General features: G+C 74.1%; 18 protein-coding genes. 3 read left to right on the top strand and 15 right to left on the bottom strand.

Annotated elements, in window-relative coordinates; translation table 11 throughout:
- Nucleotides 1-2: 2 nt before the first annotated feature.
- Nucleotides 3-1,367: a wax ester/triacylglycerol synthase family O-acyltransferase gene (locus AB5J73_RS32855; RefSeq protein ID WP_370962610.1), complete on the top strand. Its 1,365-nt coding sequence runs from the start codon at nucleotides 3-5 to the stop codon at nucleotides 1,365-1,367.
- A gap of 27 nt (nucleotides 1,368-1,394) precedes the next feature.
- Here AB5J73_RS32855 and AB5J73_RS32850 read toward each other — a convergent pair whose 3' ends face one another.
- The 9 genes from AB5J73_RS32850 to AB5J73_RS32810 form a co-directional block, all read right to left on the bottom strand.
- Complete coding sequence (locus tag AB5J73_RS32850) at nucleotides 1,395-2,903, bottom strand: WS/DGAT domain-containing protein (protein ID WP_370962608.1); 1,509 nt, start codon at nucleotides 2,901-2,903, stop codon at nucleotides 1,395-1,397.
- Nucleotides 2,904-3,030: 127 nt separating this feature from the next.
- Nucleotides 3,031-3,828 carry an ATP-binding cassette domain-containing protein gene (locus AB5J73_RS32845; RefSeq protein WP_370962607.1) on the bottom strand — a complete coding sequence of 266 codons (798 nt, stop codon included), beginning with the start codon at nucleotides 3,826-3,828 and terminating at the stop codon, nucleotides 3,031-3,033.
- Between the two features lie 7 nt (nucleotides 3,829-3,835).
- The gene (locus tag AB5J73_RS32840) at nucleotides 3,836-4,333 is read right to left on the bottom strand and encodes a universal stress protein (protein ID WP_370962606.1); all 498 of its coding nucleotides are present in this window, start codon (nucleotides 4,331-4,333) and stop codon (nucleotides 3,836-3,838) included.
- The gene (locus AB5J73_RS32835) at nucleotides 4,333-4,857 is read right to left on the bottom strand and encodes a hydrogenase maturation protease (protein WP_370962605.1); all 525 of its coding nucleotides are present in this window, start codon (nucleotides 4,855-4,857) and stop codon (nucleotides 4,333-4,335) included. The genes AB5J73_RS32840 and AB5J73_RS32835 overlap by 1 nt, the downstream gene beginning before the upstream one ends.
- Complete coding sequence (locus AB5J73_RS32830) at nucleotides 4,854-6,140, bottom strand: Ni/Fe hydrogenase subunit alpha (RefSeq protein ID WP_370962604.1); 1,287 nt, start codon at nucleotides 6,138-6,140, stop codon at nucleotides 4,854-4,856. Before AB5J73_RS32830 ends, AB5J73_RS32835 begins: the two co-directional genes overlap by 4 nt.
- A complete protein-coding gene (locus AB5J73_RS32825) occupies nucleotides 6,137-6,907 on the bottom strand; it encodes an oxidoreductase (protein WP_370962603.1) in 771 nt (256 codons plus the stop codon). Before AB5J73_RS32825 ends, AB5J73_RS32830 begins: the two co-directional genes overlap by 4 nt.
- 1 nt (nucleotide 6,908) lies before the next feature.
- Complete coding sequence (locus AB5J73_RS32820; RefSeq protein WP_370962602.1) at nucleotides 6,909-7,730, bottom strand: FAD/NAD(P)-binding protein; 822 nt, start codon at nucleotides 7,728-7,730, stop codon at nucleotides 6,909-6,911.
- Nucleotides 7,723-8,184 (bottom strand): Crp/Fnr family transcriptional regulator, encoded by a 462-nt coding sequence (locus tag AB5J73_RS32815; protein WP_370962600.1) that lies wholly within the window; start codon nucleotides 8,182-8,184, stop codon nucleotides 7,723-7,725. The genes AB5J73_RS32820 and AB5J73_RS32815 overlap by 8 nt, the downstream gene beginning before the upstream one ends.
- The gene (locus tag AB5J73_RS32810) at nucleotides 8,171-9,280 is read right to left on the bottom strand and encodes a 4Fe-4S dicluster domain-containing protein (protein ID WP_370962599.1); all 1,110 of its coding nucleotides are present in this window, start codon (nucleotides 9,278-9,280) and stop codon (nucleotides 8,171-8,173) included. The genes AB5J73_RS32815 and AB5J73_RS32810 overlap by 14 nt, the downstream gene beginning before the upstream one ends.
- Nucleotides 9,281-9,447: 167 nt before the next feature.
- On the opposite strand from AB5J73_RS32810, the gene gap reads away from it, so the two are divergent.
- Nucleotides 9,448-10,458 (top strand): type I glyceraldehyde-3-phosphate dehydrogenase, encoded by a 1,011-nt coding sequence (gene gap / locus AB5J73_RS32805; RefSeq protein ID WP_370962598.1) that lies wholly within the window; start codon nucleotides 9,448-9,450, stop codon nucleotides 10,456-10,458.
- 127 nt (nucleotides 10,459-10,585) lie between these two features.
- Here the strand turns inward: gap and AB5J73_RS32800 are convergent, their stop codons facing one another.
- Complete coding sequence (locus AB5J73_RS32800; RefSeq protein ID WP_370962597.1) at nucleotides 10,586-11,863, bottom strand: NAD(P)/FAD-dependent oxidoreductase; 1,278 nt, start codon at nucleotides 11,861-11,863, stop codon at nucleotides 10,586-10,588.
- Nucleotides 11,864-11,872: 9 nt separating this feature from the next.
- Entirely contained in the window at nucleotides 11,873-12,532 is a 660-nt protein-coding gene (locus tag AB5J73_RS32795; RefSeq protein ID WP_370962596.1) for a CBS domain-containing protein, read from the bottom strand.
- 151 nt (nucleotides 12,533-12,683) lie between these two features.
- Here AB5J73_RS32795 and AB5J73_RS32790 point away from each other — a divergent pair, with 151 nt between their 5' ends.
- Complete coding sequence (locus AB5J73_RS32790) at nucleotides 12,684-12,920, top strand: PLD nuclease N-terminal domain-containing protein (RefSeq protein WP_370962595.1); 237 nt, start codon at nucleotides 12,684-12,686, stop codon at nucleotides 12,918-12,920.
- On the opposite strand, the gene AB5J73_RS32785 is transcribed toward AB5J73_RS32790, so the two are convergent.
- From AB5J73_RS32785 to AB5J73_RS32770, 4 genes are read right to left on the bottom strand one after another with little or no spacing between them, the layout of a single operon-like run.
- Nucleotides 12,875-13,771: a universal stress protein gene (locus tag AB5J73_RS32785; protein ID WP_370962593.1), complete on the bottom strand. Its 897-nt coding sequence runs from the start codon at nucleotides 13,769-13,771 to the stop codon at nucleotides 12,875-12,877. The genes AB5J73_RS32790 and AB5J73_RS32785 overlap by 46 nt on opposite strands.
- Before the next feature lie 26 nt (nucleotides 13,772-13,797).
- Nucleotides 13,798-14,496: a CBS domain-containing protein gene (locus AB5J73_RS32780; protein ID WP_370962592.1), complete on the bottom strand. Its 699-nt coding sequence runs from the start codon at nucleotides 14,494-14,496 to the stop codon at nucleotides 13,798-13,800.
- Between the two features lie 11 nt (nucleotides 14,497-14,507).
- Nucleotides 14,508-15,014 carry a universal stress protein gene (locus AB5J73_RS32775; RefSeq protein ID WP_370962591.1) on the bottom strand — a complete coding sequence of 169 codons (507 nt, stop codon included), beginning with the start codon at nucleotides 15,012-15,014 and terminating at the stop codon, nucleotides 14,508-14,510.
- Between the two features lie 23 nt (nucleotides 15,015-15,037).
- Entirely contained in the window at nucleotides 15,038-15,637 is a 600-nt protein-coding gene (locus AB5J73_RS32770; RefSeq protein WP_370962590.1) for a hypothetical protein, read from the bottom strand.
- Nucleotides 15,638-15,828 lie beyond the last annotated feature (191 nt).

Raw genomic sequence — 15,828 nt, 5'->3', positions numbered from 1 at the left:
TCATGGACCGGCTCAGCCAGCTCGACGCCGCCTTCCTCGAGATCGAGGACGAAGATCCCAGCTCGTCCCTCGCCATCGCGTCGATCGCCATCGCCGAGGGGCCCGCCCCCGGCCAGGACCAGTTCGTGGCGGCCGTGCTCGCGCGGGTGGCCGGGATTCCGCGCTACCACCAGAAGGTCCGCACGGTGCCGTTCGACCTCGGGCCGCCGGCCTGGGTCGACGACCCGGCGTTCGACCCCGCCGCCCACTTCGGCCGGATCGCCCTCCCGCCGCCGCACGACGAGGCGGCGCTCTGCGACCTCGTCGCGCTGCTCATGGGTGAGCGCCTCGAGCGGGACCGGCCGCTGTGGGAGTTCTGGGTCATCGAAGGCCTGCCGGACGGGCGCTGGGCGATCCTGTCGAAGCTGCACCACGCGCTGGCGGACGGCCTCGCGGCGACCCGGCTGCAGACGATCCTCTTCGGGGACACCCCGCCCGGCACGCCGGCACGGCGCGAGGCGGCGCCCGATCCCGGCTCGGCCCGGCTGCTGCTGGACGCGGCCGGCACGCTGCTGCGCAACCCGTGGGACCAGGCGCGCGCGCTCGCCGGCGAGCTGCTGCACCCGAACCGGCTGGCGCGCCGGGTGAGCGACGCCGCGCGCGGGCTGGCCGCGATGACTTCGGCGCTGCTGCCCGTGTCCCGGACGCCGCTGACCGGGCCGCTCGGGCGGAACCGGCGGTACGCGACCGCCTCGGTGTCGCTGGCCGACGTCAAGGCCGTCGCCAGGACCTGCGAGGTCACCGTGAACGACGTCCTGCTGGCCGCGGTCACCGGCGGGTTCCGCGAACTCCTGCTGCACCGCGGGGAAATCCCGGCCGCGGACAGCGTGCGCTCGCTCGTCCCGGTGTCCGTGCGCACCGGGACCGCGCTGGACAACGAGGTCTCGCTGCTGCTGCCGCTGCTCCCGGTCGACCTCGCCGACCCGATCCAGCGGCTCGTCCGCGTGCACCGCCGCCTGAGCGCGCTGAAGGCGGGCAAGGAGGCGGACGCGGGCGCGCTGCTCACCGCGACCGCCGCGCAGGAGCCGTTCGCGCCGGTCGCCTGGGCGATCCGCGCCGCCGCGCACCTGCCGCAGCGCAACATCGTCACCGTGACGACCAACGTGCGCGGCCCGGCCGAGCAGCTGTCCGCGGCCGGGCGGCGGATCGTCGAGATCTACCCGTACGTGCCGATCGCGCTGCGGGTGCGGACCGGGGTGGCGATGCTCAGCTACGCCGGGCGGGTCACGTTCGGGATCACCGCGGACGCCGACAGCGTGCCGGAGACCGAGGTGCTGGCGAAGGCGATCGAGCGGGAAGTCCTGGCGCTGCTCGCCGCGGCCGGGTGAGCCGGGGCGGCCCGGCGGCCGGTCCGGCTACCGGGCCGCGGCGAACTCCGCGGCCAGCCCGGCGACCAGCGTCTCCGGGTCCGGGATCAGCTTCCGGTCCGTGCCGAAGCCGAAGCGCACCTGGCCCGCGTAGCTGAAGATGCAGATCGTGATCGCCTGCCGCCCGCTGCACGGCGCCCAGCCGACGATGCCCTCGACCGGGGCACCCGCCAGCGTCATCGGCGCGCGCGGGCCGGGGACGTTGGTCAGGACCCCGACGGCCTTGCCCGCGAAGAACCGGCTCATCGCCATCCCGAGCGGCGCCGGGCTCTGCGCGATCGCGTACTGCACCCCGAAGGTCAGCACCGGCTCGAACGAGTCGCGGATCCGGGCGACCCGGCGGTGCACCTCGGCGAGGCGCTCGGCGAACGTCCGGCGGCCGAGCGGCAGCTGGGCCAGCACCAGCGAGAAGTGGTTGCCCAGCGTCGAGGGCAGCTCGTCGTCGAAGGAGGACAGGCTGACCGGGATGAGCCAGCCGAGGTCGGACGGGCCCGGGCGCGCGGTGCCGTGCGCGGTGAAGTACCGGTCGAGCGCGCCGGCGACGAGGGCGGTGCAGACGTCGTTGACCGTCGTCCCGGTCTCGTGCCCGATCCGCGCCAGCTCGGCCAGCGGGATCGGCTCGCCCCAGGCGGCGGTCTTCTCGACGCCCGGCTCCCCGTCCCACAGCCCGGCGGCCGTGGACGGGCCGAGCAGGTCCGCGGTCCCGGTCGCGCTGTGCCAGACGGTGGTCGCCGCGCCGGCGACCGCGTCGACCGCGCTGCGCGGGCCGCCGTCCAGCGCCGCGGCCAGGAACCCGGCGACGGCTCCCGTCGCGCCGACGGCCGCGGTCGCGCCCAGCACCGGCAGTGCCACCGCGGTCTCCAGCACCGGGTGCACGCGGGCCGCCTGCCGCTGCGCCTTGGCGCCGGTGTCGCCGAGCGCGCGCAGCAGCGTCGCACCGAGGCGGACCACGGGCTGGGCGACGGCTTCCCGGTGCGGTGCGGCCCCGCCGACCTTCGCGTGCGGCGCGGTTTCCCCGCCGGCCGGGTCCAGGAGGCTGAACAGCACCTGCGTCAGGCGGATCCCGTCGGCCATCGCGTGGTGCGTGCGAACGACGAGCGCGCTGCCGCCGCGGTAACCCCGCAGCAGGTCGATGGTCCACAGTGGATGTTCCGGGTCGAGCGGGGTGCTCCGCCGCGCCGCGACGAACTCCTCCAGCGCCGCCCGGCCCGCGGGCAAGTCCTGTTCCACGACGTGGTTGCCGAGGTCGAAGCCGGCGTCGGTCTCCCAAGCGACCGAGGTCCCGTGCCGGACGGGCCGCTGCAGGTACACCGAGTAGCGCGCGAGCAGCCGGTCCGACACCAGCGACCGCAGCCGCGCCGGGTCGACCGGGGTCTTCGTCCACAGCACGGAGGTGACCACCATCAGGTTCTCCGGCCGGTCCAGGGCCAGCCACAGGCTGTCCTGCGCGGGGATCCGCCGATGCGGCCCGGCCGGTTTCCGCGTGTTCGCCACCATCGTCGCCACACTCCCGTCACCCGGCTCGCTCTCCACCCTCGCAACCCCCCGCCGGATCGGGGAAGGGCCGGAAGTCACCGCCGGGCACCACGTGCCGGCCCCGCGCGGCCGGCACGGAGAGGGCCGGTCACGACGCGACTCCGCGCGCTTCCGCCCACCGCTCGGAGCGGCCCGCGGTCATCAGGTCGACGACCGTTTCCTTGGTCAGCTCGCCGGTGGCGAACACGCCCGCCAGCCGGCCCAGGTACAGGACGGCGACGCGGTCGGCCACGTCGAAGACGTCGTTCATGTTGTGCGACACGACGATCACGCCGAGACCGCGCTCGGCCAGCCGCCCGACCAGCCGCAGCACGACCTCGGTCTGCTGCACGCCGAGCGCCGCGGTCGGCTCGTCCATGATCACCAGCTTCGAGTGCCACAGCACGGCTTTGGCGATCGCCACCGCCTGGCGCTGGCCGCCCGACAGCGACCCGACCGGCTGGCGGACCGACGTCACCGTCGTCACGCCCAGGCTGTGCAGGGTCTCCTTCGCGGCCTGCTCCATGGCGTCTTCGTCGAGCGCTCCGCGCCGCATCCGTTCGCGGCCCAGGAACATGTTCTGCACGATGTCGAGGTTGTCGCAGAGCGCGAGGTCCTGGTAGACCGTCTCGATCCCGAGCGCGGCCGCGTCGCGCGGCGTGCGGATGCGTACCGGCCGCCCCCGCCAGCTGAACTCGCCGCCGTCCGGGACGTGGATGCCGGCAATGCACTTGATCAGCACGGACTTGCCCGCGCCGTTGTCGCCGACGAGCGCGGTCACCTGCCCGGCCGGGATGTCGAGGTCGACCCCGGCCAGTGCCTGCACGGGCCCGAACCTCTTGGTGACACCCCGGACGCGCAGCAGCGGTACCCCGGCCGGCTCGGCGACCGGCAGTTCGGCGGTCATGGCGGGATCAGGCCGTGGCGGGCGCGAGCTCGGCCAGCCGGCGGCCCAGCGGGCTTTCCGGTGTGCGCGCGGGCGGCGGGATGACGGCCACGGGGCAGGTCGCGTGCCGCAGGCAGGCGCCGCTCACCGAGCCGGTGAGCGCCGCGTGCAGCTTTCCCTTGCCGTGGCTGCCGACCACCAGCAGGGTCGCGTCCTTCGCCCGCTCGGTCAGGATCCGGGCGGGATCGCCGTCCGGGGCGGAGCACCGCGCGGTCACGCCGGCGTGGTCCTTCGTCACCGCGGCGACCAGGTTTTCGAGCTCGTGGAAGTGCACCCGCCGGGCCTCTTCGAGGGTCCGGTTCACCGAGGCGTCGTCGAGCATGGCGTCGTGCAGCCACACCGTCACGACGTCCAGCTCCGCACCGCTCGCCGCGGCCTGGCCGGCCGCCCAGACCAAAGCCGCCGTGCCCGCGTCCGAACCGTCGACACCGACGACCATCCGGGCCTTCGCGGTCGTTTCCGTCATCACCGCTCCTCTCGATCCGCAGTCCCCTCCGGTGTCCAGCCAACTCGCTCCGGCGACGTCGCGGACCTGGCGTTCTGCCCGATCTGCGATGACCAAAGGCCTTCCGCGAGCACCGCCCGCACCGCGGCCGGGAGCGCCGCGGTGACCGGCGCCGAAAGTCCCCGGCCCGGCGAGAAATCCACGCCCGCGACCCCGAGCACCACGAGCCGGCCCGGCGACCGGCCGAGGACTTCCCCGAGCCGGGCCGCGGCCGCGACGTCGAGCGCGTGCCCGCCGCGCCCGGCGCCACCGGGTGGGGCGGCACCCGCGCACCGCACGACCTCCCCGGCCCGGAACGCGCCCCGGACGGCGTCGACGACCACCGCGAGGTCCGCGCCGGTCCAGGCGTCGACCAGCGCCAGCGGGTCGGCGATCCGCGGGACCAGGCGGACGCCGGGCAGCGGCGGCAGCGCGGCCACGACGGCGGGGCCGATCCCGTCGTCACCGCACAGCGGGTTGCCGAGCCCGATGACGACGGCCGTCACCGGCGGGTCACCGTGAGGTCGAGGAAGTGGGTCGCGCACGAGATGCACGGGTCGTGGTTGCGGATCACGCGTTCGCAGAACAGCGCGAGCGCGTCGTCGGCCAGGTCGAGCCGGGTGCCCGCCAGGCGGCACAGGTCGTCCTCGATCACCGCCTGGTTCTGCGACGTCGGCGGGACGATCGCCGCCGCGGTGACCAGCCCGGCTCCGTCGAGGGTGTACCGGTGGTAGAGCAGGCCGCGCGGTGCTTCGCTGACGCCGTGCCCGGTCGCCGCGCGCGGCGTGATCTCGACGCTGGGCCGGCCGGGCCGCTCGTAGCCGTCGATCAGCCGCAGCGCCTCTTCTACCGCGTGGACGACCTCGACCGCCCGGACCACGATGGACCGGAACGGGTTCCGGCACTCCGGGCCGAGTCCCGCCGCGGCCGCGGCCGCGCGCGCCGCCGGGCCGAGCAGTGCCGAGTTGAGCGAGTACCGGGCGAGCGGCCCGGTCAGGTAGCGGTGGCCGTCGAGGCTCGCGTGCAGGGCCGTGGAGTGCGGCACCTGCCGTTCGACGACGTGCGCCGGGAACTCCGCGGCGGGGAACTCCGTTCCGGTGCTCGTGAGCACCGTCCCCCGGTCGATCGGGTAGCGACCGGGCTCGCGCGCCGAGAGCAGGTCGTGGCCGACCTCGTGGTCCGGGAAGTCGAAGCCGGCCACCCAGCGCACGACTTCGCGTGCCTGGTCCAGCGCGCCCAGCAGCCGCTCGCGCATCGGGGCGAGGTCCGCCCGGGCCGGCACCGAGTAGAACCCGCCGACGCGGACGTTCACCGGGTGGACGGCCCGGCCGCCGATCAGCTCCAGCAGCGCGTTGCCGGTCTTCTTCAGCGCGAGCCCGCGCTCCACGGCCTTCCGGTGCCCGGCCGCCATCGCGATCCCGTCCGGGTACCCGAGGAAGTCCGGCGCGTGCAGCAGGTGGATGTGCAGGGTGTGGCTCGAGATCCACTCGCCGCAGTAGAGCAGGCGCCGCAGGTCGGCCAGCGGGCCGTCGAGCTCCACTCCGCACGCCGCTTCCAGGGCGTTGCACGCGCTCGTCTGGTAGGCCACCGGGCAGATCCCGCAGATGCGCGCGGTGATGTCGGGCGGCTCGGTCCAGGCGCGGCCGCGCAGCAGCGCCTCGAAGAACCGCGGCGGCTCGTAGATGTTCAGCTCGGCGGTCTGCACCCGGCCGCCGTCGACGACCAGTCGCAGCGCGCCTTCGCCCTCGACGCGGGCGATCGCGTTGACCACCAGCCGGCGGGCGGTCACGGCCGCCGCTCCCGCGACACCGCGGCGAAGTCCGGCGCGGCCGCGTTGAACGTCGCGAAGACCCGGCCGATCGCGCCCTCGTCCATCCCGCAGGTCCGCAGGATCGGCAGCAGGGCGGCGGTGTTGGGCTTCGCCATCGGCCCGAAACAGCCGAAGCAGCCGCGGCTGTGCGCCGGGCAGAGCGCCCCGCACCCGGCGTGCGTCACCGGGCCCAGGCACGGCGTGCCGTCGGCGACCGTGACGCAGGTGAGGCCGCAGCGCTTGCACTCGGTGCACACGCTGGTGTCCGGCAGGTCCGGCTTGCGCCCGGCGAGGAACGCGCCGAGGGTCTCCAGCAGCTGCCGGCGGTCGATGGGACAGCCGCGCAGCTCGAAGTCCACCGGCACGTGGGCGCTGATCGGCGTCGAGGTGTCCAAGGTGGACAGGTACTCCGGGCTCGCGTAGACCGACGCGGCGAACTCGGCGACGTCGCCGAAGTTGCGCAGCGCCTGGATGCCGCCGCTCGTGGCGCACGCGCCGATCGTGACGAGCACCCCCGACTGCGCGCGCACCTCGCGGATCCGCCGTTCGTCGGCCGGCGTGGTGATCGAGCCTTCGACGAGCGAGACGTCGTACGGCCCGGGCAGCACCGCGCTGGACGCTTCGGTGAAGGCGGCGATGCGCACCCGGCCGGCGAGGGCGAGGAGCTCGTCTTCGCAGTCGAGCAGGGTGAGCTGGCAGCCGTCGCAGGAGGCGAACTTCCAGACGGCGAGGGTGGGCAGGCTCATCTCACAGCTCCCGGACCAGGAGGAGGGGTTCGGCCTCGGCGTAGGACACGACCGGGCCGTCGCGGCACAGCAGCAGCGGGCCGAGCTGGCAGTGCCCGCACAGGGCCGTGCCGCACTGCATGTTCCGTTCCAGCGACACGCGGATGTCCGCCGGCGGGATCCCCCGGCGCCGCAGCACCTGCGCGCTGAACCGCATCATCGGCTCCGGCCCGCAGAGGAAAGCGGTGGCGCGGCCGGGAAAGGGACCCACCGTGGCCAGCGGTTCGGTGACGAAGCCGACTCCCCCGGTCCAGCCCGCGGCCGGCTGGTCGACCGTGCGGCGCACCTCGATCGACGGTTCCCACGCGGCGAATTCGCCGCGGTAGAGGAAGTCTCCGGGCGTGCGGGCCCCGGCGACCAGGACGACGCGGCCGTAGGCGGCCCGGTCGGCCAGCACCGCGAGCACCACCGGCCGCAGCGGCGCCAGTCCCACTCCCCCGGCGACGATCACGACGTCGCCGCCCCGGGCGGACTCGACGTCCCAGCCCCGCCCGAACGGCCCGCGCACGCCCAGCACCGTGCCCGGTCCGGCGTCGTGCAGCGCGTGGCTCACCGCGCCGACGTCGCGCACCGTCTGTTCGAGCACACCGTCCTCGGTGGACGGATCGCCGCTGATCGAGATGGCGACCTCGCCGATCCCCCGCGCGTAGAGCATCGTGAACTGACCGGGCCGGAACCGCGGCAGGGCCGGGCCGGCCGGGACGAGCCGCAGCGTCGCCGTGTCCCGAGTCTGCTCCGTGCGCCGCTCGACCCGGTACGGCACCGGCAGCATCGGCTCAGTCACGCCCGCTCCGGTAGAGGTCGAGCAGGCGGGCCCGGGTCCCGCGCAGCCGGTGGGCGAGGACCTCGAACATCGCGCGGGTCAGGGCGTAGCCGAACGCCGGGTCCGCGTCGGCGAGCTCGCGCAGGAGGCGCCCGTCCAGCTCGGCGGCCGTCACCGTGGTGAGCGCGCGGGCACCGAAGTCCCAGCGGTGCGGCGGGACGAGCCAGGACCAGCCGAGCAGCTCGCCCGGACCGAGTGTCTGCACGACGACGTCGCCGCGGCCGGGTACCGCGGTGCCCACCTCGACCCGGCCGCTTTCGAGCACCCAGAGCCGGTCGGCCGGGCGGCCTTCTTCGCACAGCCGCTCACCCGCCGCGAAGGCGACCTCGCGCGTCGCCCGGGTCAGCAAGGCGGTCTCCTCCGGCGTCAGCCGGGAGAACGGGGGCAACGCGGTGAAGCGGTCAACCGCCGACATGGCCGGCTCCTTCCCCGGCGAGCCGCGCCGCCTCGGCGGTGATGTCGATCCCGGCGGGGCACCAGGCGATGCAGCGCCCGCAGCCGACACACCCGGAGGTGCCGAACTGGTCGTGCCAGGTGCTCAGCTTGTGGCTCAGCCACTGCCGGTACCGGCTGTCCCCGCTTTCGCGGACGCTTCCGCCGTGCACGTAGGAGAAGTCGAGCTCGAAGCAGGACGCCCAGCGTTCGGCGCGCCCGGCGTGCTCGCCGGTCACGTCCGTGACGTCCTCGGTGGTGGTGCAGAAGCAGGTGGGGCAGACCATGGTGCAGTTGCCGCAGGTGAGGCAGCGACTGGCGATTTCGGACCAGACGGGCGACTCGCGCGACTCCCGCATGAGCGTCCTCAGGTCCCCCGGGGGCATCGCACGGCCCATCTTCCCGGCCGCGGCTTCGACGTCCGCCCGCGCGTCGGCGACCTCGCGGTCCGCCGCTTCGCGCGTCGCGACCAGCGAGAGGATCCGGTCGCCTTCGGCCGAGCCGACGGCGACGACGAACCGGTGGCCGTCGTCGTCGAGCCGTTCGGTGAGGGCGAGGTCGTACCCGGCCTTCGCGCCCGGTCCGGTGCCCATCGAGGCGCAGAAGCACACCTCGCCGGGTTCGGTGCAGTTCGCGGCGATCGTGAACAGCCCCTGCCGCCGCCGCGCGAACGCCCCGCTCGCGGCGAGGACGGTGCCGAGCACGGAGATCGCCGCGAGGTCGCAGGCCCGGACGCCGAGGAAGGCGTACCGCGGCACGTCTTCCCCGGCCGCGACGTACTCGCCGTCCGGGCCGGAGTGCCACAGGGGCCGGTGGGGCGGGTGCAGGAAACGCTTCCACGACTGGGGTCCCGCCGAATGGCCGAACACCGCCGCGTCCGCCCGGCGGCGCAGGCGGTAGCGGCCGGGCGCGGTCTCCACGCCCCACCCCGCGGGCAGCTCGGCGCCCGAGGCCAGCTCGGCCAGCACGATCGCGTCGTCGCGGGCCACCGGGCCCACGACCCGGTACCCCTCGCCCTGCAGCACTCCGACCAGCCGGTCGAGCCCGGACCGGTCGAGCACGCGGATGCCGGCGGTCATCGGCTCCCCTTTCGCCGTGTCCAGGGAACCGGCTCCCGGTGCGCGAACCTAGGGCCGAAGGTCACCGACCGGGGAAGTTCGGCCCTCGCGCCGGGGAACTTGGGCCCTACGGACGGGCCCTCGCGTGCCGAACCATCGTGGAGGACAACGAAGACAGGGAGAAGCAGATGACGGTACGGCTCGGGATCAACGGCTTCGGCAGGATCGGGCGCGACATCCTGCGGTGCGTGCTGGAAACGCCGGACAGCCCGATCGAAGTGGTCGCGGTCAACGACATCACCTCGCCGGAGATGCTGGCGCACCTGCTCGCCCACGACTCCACCTACGGCAGGCTCCGCACGCCGGTCGAGGTCGTCGACGGCGAAGCGCTGCGCGTCGGGGACCACCTGATCCAGGTGACCGCGCAGGCCGACCCCACCCGGCTGCCGTGGGGCGAGTACGGCGTCGACGTCGTCGTCGAGTCGACCGGCAAGTTCCGCACCCGCGAGGCCGCCGGGCTGCACCTGGCCGCGGGGGCCAAGAAGGTCGTGATCTCCGCACCCGGCAAGGACGTCGACGCGACGATCGTGCTCGGCGTCAACGAAGGTGACTACGACCCGGCGAAGCACCACATCATCTCCAACGCCTCCTGCACGACGAACTGCGTCGCGCCGATGGTGAAGGTGCTGCACTCCGCGTTCGGCATCCGGCGCGGGCTGCTCACCACGATCCACAGCTACACCGGCGACCAGGCACTGCTCGACCGGCCGCACAAGGACCCGCGCCGCGCCCGGTCGGCCGCGGTCAACGTGGTGCCCACCAGCACCGGCGCGGCCAAGGCGATCGGGCTGGTGCTCCCGGAGCTGGCCGGCAAGCTCGACGGCGTCGCCGTACGCGTCCCGGTCGAGGACGGCTCGCTGACCGACCTGACGGTGGAGCTCGAGCGCCCGGTGACGGCGGAGCAGGTGAACCAGGCGTTCGCCGAAGCCGCCGACGGCGACCTCAAGGGCGTCCTGCGCTACACCGAGGCGCCGATCGTCTCCCGCGACATCATCGGCGACCCGGCGTCGTGCGTGTTCGACGCGCAGCTGACGAAGGCCGACTCCCACCTGGCGAAGGTGTTCGGCTGGTACGACAACGAATGGGGCTACGCGACCCGCACGGTCGAGCTGGTGGAGCTGATCGGACGAGCGCTGTAGCGGCCCGCGCTGAGTGCCCGCCGGTGACGTCGCCTGGCGGGCACTCGTCCCTCACGCGGGCGCACCGGCAGGCGCCCGGTCAGGGTGAGGAACAGCTGTTCCGGCTGCTCCCGGTCGGCCGATCCGGTCAGGTCGCCGAGGTCCCCGTGCCGCCGGCGTCGGCCTGGTGGACCGGCACCGGGAAGCGCTTGCCCGCCCGCGGCATCGCACTCGACACGCCGGGGAGGTCCCGGCCGGGCAGCAGGCTGTGCCAGTAGAACCACGAGAACATCAGCTTCCCGAGGTGGTTGAGCCGCGACTCCTTGAGCAGCGGCAGGCCCGCGTCCGCGGGGTAGTGCCCGGGCAGCGGTTCGGTGTCGTAGTTGAAGTCGATGAGCAGCGCCTTGCCGAAGCCGCTCTCGATGAAGCAGTTGGTGTGCCCGTCGAAGCTCGCGTCGAGCTCGCGGCCGTCGAGGAACTGGCCGATGTTGCGGGTCAGCACCTCGCCCTCGAAGTGGGTGACCGAGCCCGCCTTGGAGGTGGGGACCGAGGCGGCGTCGCCGATGACGAAGATGTCGTCCCGCACGGTCGAGCGCAGGGTGTGCTCGTCGGCGCGGACGAACCCCAGCTCGTCGCCCAGCCCGGGCGAACGGTCCACATAGGACGCTCCACCGTGCAGCGGGACGACCACCGCCTGGTCGAAGGCGACTTCGCGGCCGTCGAACGAAACGAGGCGGTTGCCGGTTCCGTCGACTTCGCCGGTCGTGAACTCGGTGACCAGCTCGATCCCCTTGGCCTCGAGCAGCCCGGCCAGCGTCCGCGCGGCGACGGGCTTGGTGAACGCGGCGTCCAGCGGCGTGACGTAGGTCAGTTCGACCCGGTCGCGGATGCCCCGCTCGGTGAAGTACCAGTCGGCGAGGAAGCAGAACTCCAGCGGCGCGACCGGGCACTTGACCGGCAGGTCGATCACGTTCACCACCAGCCGGCCGCCGTCGAACGCCTCGAGCGCCGAGGCGAGGCCGGCGGCACCGTCGAGGTCGTAGAACGTGTCGACGTGCGATCGCCAGCCCGGCCCGGTGAGCCCTTCGGTCTCCTCCGGCATCAGGCGTGCGCCGGTGGCGACGACCAGGGCGTCGTAGCGGAGCACCGTGCCGTCGGTCAGGTGGACCCGGTCGGCGGCGACGTCGACGCGCTCGACCTCGCCGCGGTGGTAGCCGATCCCGTCGGCCAGCTGCCGCGGGCGCGACCGGACGAGGTCGTCGGCGTCGGCCATGCCGAACGGCACGAACAGCAGCCCCGGCTGGTACACGTGCCGGTCGTCCTGGTCGACGACGGTGATCTCCGCGCCGTCGCCGTAGTCGCGGCGAAGCCGGTTCGCCGCGAGGGTGCCTCCGGTGCCGCCACCCAGGATCACGATGCGTTTCATCACTCCTCCTCAGCGCGGCTCGGCGGCCGCGCCGTCGTCCTGGGTGTACTTCAGCCGGTTCCGCACGGCGACGACGCCCGGCACCGCTTCGGTCAGCCACTCCGCACGTTCGACTTCGCTGCGCCGGTCGATCACCCCGCTCAGGGTCACGACGCCGTCGTCGACCCGGACGTCGACCGTCGCCGGGTCCGCCCAGATCGACCGCTGCAGGACTTCGCGCTCCACGGTCTCCTTGATCTCCTCGTCCGGCCGCAGGAACGAGCGCAGGACGTCCCGGCGCGCGAGCACGCCCACGAGGTGGCCCGCGGCGTTCACGACGTACAGGCAACGCAGGTTCGTCTCCACCAGCCGCCGGGCCGCGCCCGCCACGGGGTCGTCCTTCGCGACGGTGGGCACGCGCCGGGTCATCAGCTCGCGCGCGGTCAGGCCCCGGGCCTTGGTCCACACCCGCAGCCGCCGGAACCCGCGCTCCCGCCGGGCGTCCCCGCCGTGGCGGGCCAGCAGGTCGGCCTCGCCGACGACGCCGAGCGGGCGGCGGTGCTCGTCGACCACCGGGACCGCCGCGATGGCGTGCTCGGCCAGCAGGGCGACCAGTTCCTTGAACGACGCACCGGGGCCCGCCGACACGACCGGCCGGCTCATCAGGTCGGACACCACCGGACCACGCATGACTCCACCTCCGTCGGAAACCCTTCTCGGACCAAGCTAAAAGCCTCGATGTGCTTCACGCGGCGGGCGACGGTCCCCGGGCGTGAGGCCTTTCGCCCCTTTGCCCGGGGCCGCCGATGCCCTTGCCTGGAGCGGACGGAAGGAGAACGGCATGGGAGACCGCAAGCGGTGGCGCGACCTGACCGCCACGCAGCGCACGGTGATCGGCACCGCAGCGAGCGCGCAGATCCTGCTCGCCGCGGGCGCCTGGTGGGACCTGGCGCGCCGGCCCGCCGCGCGGGTTCGCGGCCCGAAGTGGGTGTGGGCGCTGGTGATCGCGGTGAACTTCGTGGGCCCGGTGCTCTACTTCGCGCGCGGCCGGGCCACCAGCACCGGGCAGAGCGCGTAGGACATCAGCGACTGGCTCGTCGACCCGAGGGCCAGTCCGCGGAACCCGCCCCGGCCGCGGCTGCCGACGACCAGCAGCTGCGCCCGGTCGGCGAAGTCGAGCAGCCCTTCCGCCGGCCGCCCGGCCGGCACGACGCAGTCCACGACGACGTCCGGGTGCTTCTCCTGCCAGCCGGCCAGCCGCTGGGCGAGCAGCTCGCGTTCGCGCTCCTCCGCCGCCTGGCCGTCCAGCGTCCACCGGTTCTCTTCGAAGACCGCGGACAGGAACGGCTCGTGCCGGCAGTGCACCGCGATCAGCCGGGCACCCCGCCACGACGCCTCTTCGAACGCGGCCGCGATGGCTTCGTCCCCCGCGGGAGTCCCGTCGACGCCGAGGACGACCGGCCCCTCGGTGGGCGGTTCGTCGTCCCCGGCGTGCGGCCGCACCAAGGTGACCGGGCACGGCGCGTGCGCGGCCAGCGCGACCGACACCGAGCCGAGCAGGACCCGGCCGAGCCGGCTCAGGCCGGGGGTGCCGAGCACGAGCATCGCCGCACCGCGCGCCTCGGAGACCAGTGCGTCGGCGGGCCGTTCGGACCGCAGCGACGTCGTCACCGCGGTGCCGGGCTCGGCTTCGGCCGCCGCGTCCCGGGCTTCGGCGAGCATGCGCTCGCCCCGCCCGGTGACGGCCGCCTTGACTTCGTCGAACGTCGGGTCGCCCCGGGGGTAGGGCGGGGGAAGCTCGGGCAGCGCGTGCACCAGGCGAAGCCCGAGGCCGCGTTGCCGCGCGACGCGCGCCGCCCAGCGGACCGCCGTGAGCGCGCCCACCGAACCGTCCACACCGGCCACCAGTACCGCAGCCGAGCCCGTCATCCGCTTCCCCTTCCGCCGGCGTTCCCTCAGGTGTTCGGTCGGTTCCGGCTCAGGATCCCGACCTGGCCCGGCGGCAGCGGGGACACGCCCCGGTCGTCGAAGTGGCCCGTCAGGGTCTGCCGCACCTCGACGACCCCGTCGACCCGGCGGACCAGCGCCACGATCACCGGGATCATGCTCGTCCGCTCGACGGTGCCGTTGAGCGTCACGATGCCGTTGTGCACGGCGACGTACAGCGCGGCCGGGTCCATCGCCATGTCCCGCAGGAGCACCTCGTCGCGCACCTCGTCCCGGATCTCCCGGTCGGTGCGCAGGAACACCCGCAGCAGGTCCGACCGGGAGACGACACCGGCGAGCTTCCCGTCGTCGCCGACCACCGGCAGGCGGTGGAAGTGGTGCTGCTCCAGCAGTTTCGCGGCGACCGCGACGTCGTCGCCCACCCGGACGGTGATCGCCGGGCTGGTCATCAGGTCGGCGACGAACGCCGCGCCCGCCTTGCGCTTCGCCTGTCGCGAGCCGGGCTCGAGCAGGCCGTGCGGGGCCTCGCGCTCCAGCAGGTCGCCCTGCGATACGACGCCGAGCACCAGCCCGTCCTCGTCCACCACGGGTGCCCCGCTGATGTTCCACGAGGCCAGCAGGACCGCGACGGCTTTGAACGGCGTGTCCGGCCCGACGGTGGCGACGTCGGTCGTCATCACCGAACCCACCTTGCGGCGACTGGGCATCACGATCTCCTTCACAGCAGCGGTCCCGGGTAGTAGCTGCCCACGGGCTCCGCCGCCGTCTCCTTCTCGGGCTCCGGCACGGTCCGCGCCGGGATGACCACCACCGGGCAGCTCGCCGCACGCAGGCAGTGCTCGGCGACGGAGCCGACGAGCAGCTTCAGCAGCCGGCCGTGGCCGTGACTGCCGAGCACGAGCATCGCCGCGGTCTTCGAAGCCTCTTCCAGCGCCACCGTGGCCGAGTGCTCGGCCAGCTCGGCGCGCACGGCCACGCCCGGGTGCTCGGCCCGCACCGCACCGACGACCTCGTCGAGCTGACGCCGCTCCCGGTCGGCGACCGTCTCCGGTGATCCGGCGACCGCCGCGCCGAGGTCGGCCACCGGCTCGAACGACCACGCGCGCAGCGCGACGACCTGGCGCCCGCTCTTCGCCGCCTCCGACACCGCCCAGCGCAGCGCGGCCACGCTCACGGCCGAATGGTCCACGCCGACGACGATGTCGCCCTGGTTTGCCGTTGTCATGGGGAATCACCTTCTCCTCGTTCTCAAGAATGGGTTTTGCGGTCCTGCTCGTGGAACCACTCCTGCTGCCACTGCGCGAACCGGAAGCGGTCGAGGGAGAACACGGTCAGCCGGTAGCAGACCGCGAGCAGCGCCAGCGCGGCCAGCCACAGGGAAAGCCCGACGACGACGGCGTCGATGACGACACCCGCGGCGCTGAGCGGCGGGGGCACCGGGTTGCCGCCGCGATCCACCCAGACGGTCAGCGTTTCGCCCTTGAGCGCGCCCCGGTCCGCGACCACCTTGCCGACGTGGCGGGTCCCGTCGGGGAGCAGCCACGTCGCGTCGGTGGGCGCGCCGCCGCCGGCGACGCCGGCGCGCGAGTTCACCGTGATGGCCGGGCCGTCGGCGAGCAGGGTCGCGGTCACCCGAGTCCGCTCGGCGAGTTGCTGCGCGGACTCGCCTTGCTGCCGCGCGTGGGTTTCCGAGCCGATGCTGGCGGCGACCGGCAGCGCGGCGAGCCCGAGCAGCACCACGAAGACCAGCAGCCCGGCCTGGAACCGGTCGGAGGCCCGCGCCACCGACCCGCGGCGGGGCAGGAGGGTGCGCCACATCCGCGCGATCGGGTTCGGCGACGTGCTCATGGTTCCTGCCCTCTCCGGTCGGAAGTCCCTGGTACGACCAGGATCACCGATTTCCGGCGGCCCCCGAAGAGGCCTTGGACCCCGGACCGCGGGGACCAGCCCACCCGCCTCGGGAGGCCCTCCGACGGCGCACCGGGGACTTAGGACCCTGTCCCGCGGCGGCCGCGGCGGGGATGGTCGGAAACCCGACG

Source organism: Amycolatopsis sp. cg9 (assembly GCF_041346945.1).
Lineage (GTDB): Bacteria > Actinomycetota > Actinomycetes > Mycobacteriales > Pseudonocardiaceae > Amycolatopsis.
This window is presented reverse-complemented; position numbering and strand designations above follow the sequence as displayed.

Coding starts and splice junctions, on each gene's coding strand:
- AB5J73_RS32770 (WP_370962590.1), bottom strand. CDS start 15,637: ATGAGCACGTCGCCGAACCCGATCGCGCGGATGTGGCGCACCCTCCTG.
- AB5J73_RS32845 (WP_370962607.1), bottom strand. CDS start 3,828: ATGACCGCCGAACTGCCGGTCGCCGAGCCGGCCGGGGTACCGCTGCTG.
- AB5J73_RS32855 (WP_370962610.1), top strand. CDS start 3: ATGGACCGGCTCAGCCAGCTCGACGCCGCCTTCCTCGAGATCGAGGAC.
- AB5J73_RS32785 (WP_370962593.1), bottom strand. CDS start 13,771: ATGACGGGCTCGGCTGCGGTACTGGTGGCCGGTGTGGACGGTTCGGTG.
- AB5J73_RS32795 (WP_370962596.1), bottom strand. CDS start 12,532: ATGCGTGGTCCGGTGGTGTCCGACCTGATGAGCCGGCCGGTCGTGTCG.
- AB5J73_RS32815 (WP_370962600.1), bottom strand. CDS start 8,184: ATGTCGGCGGTTGACCGCTTCACCGCGTTGCCCCCGTTCTCCCGGCTG.
- gap (WP_370962598.1), top strand. CDS start 9,448: ATGACGGTACGGCTCGGGATCAACGGCTTCGGCAGGATCGGGCGCGAC.
- AB5J73_RS32775 (WP_370962591.1), bottom strand. CDS start 15,014: ATGACAACGGCAAACCAGGGCGACATCGTCGTCGGCGTGGACCATTCG.
- AB5J73_RS32800 (WP_370962597.1), bottom strand. CDS start 11,863: ATGAAACGCATCGTGATCCTGGGTGGCGGCACCGGAGGCACCCTCGCG.
- AB5J73_RS32780 (WP_370962592.1), bottom strand. CDS start 14,496: ATGCCCAGTCGCCGCAAGGTGGGTTCGGTGATGACGACCGACGTCGCC.
- AB5J73_RS32810 (WP_370962599.1), bottom strand. CDS start 9,280: ATGACCGCCGGCATCCGCGTGCTCGACCGGTCCGGGCTCGACCGGCTG.
- AB5J73_RS32825 (WP_370962603.1), bottom strand. CDS start 6,907: ATGAGCCTGCCCACCCTCGCCGTCTGGAAGTTCGCCTCCTGCGACGGC.
- AB5J73_RS32850 (WP_370962608.1), bottom strand. CDS start 2,903: ATGGTGGCGAACACGCGGAAACCGGCCGGGCCGCATCGGCGGATCCCC.
- AB5J73_RS32790 (WP_370962595.1), top strand. CDS start 12,684: ATGGGAGACCGCAAGCGGTGGCGCGACCTGACCGCCACGCAGCGCACG.
- AB5J73_RS32840 (WP_370962606.1), bottom strand. CDS start 4,333: ATGACGGAAACGACCGCGAAGGCCCGGATGGTCGTCGGTGTCGACGGT.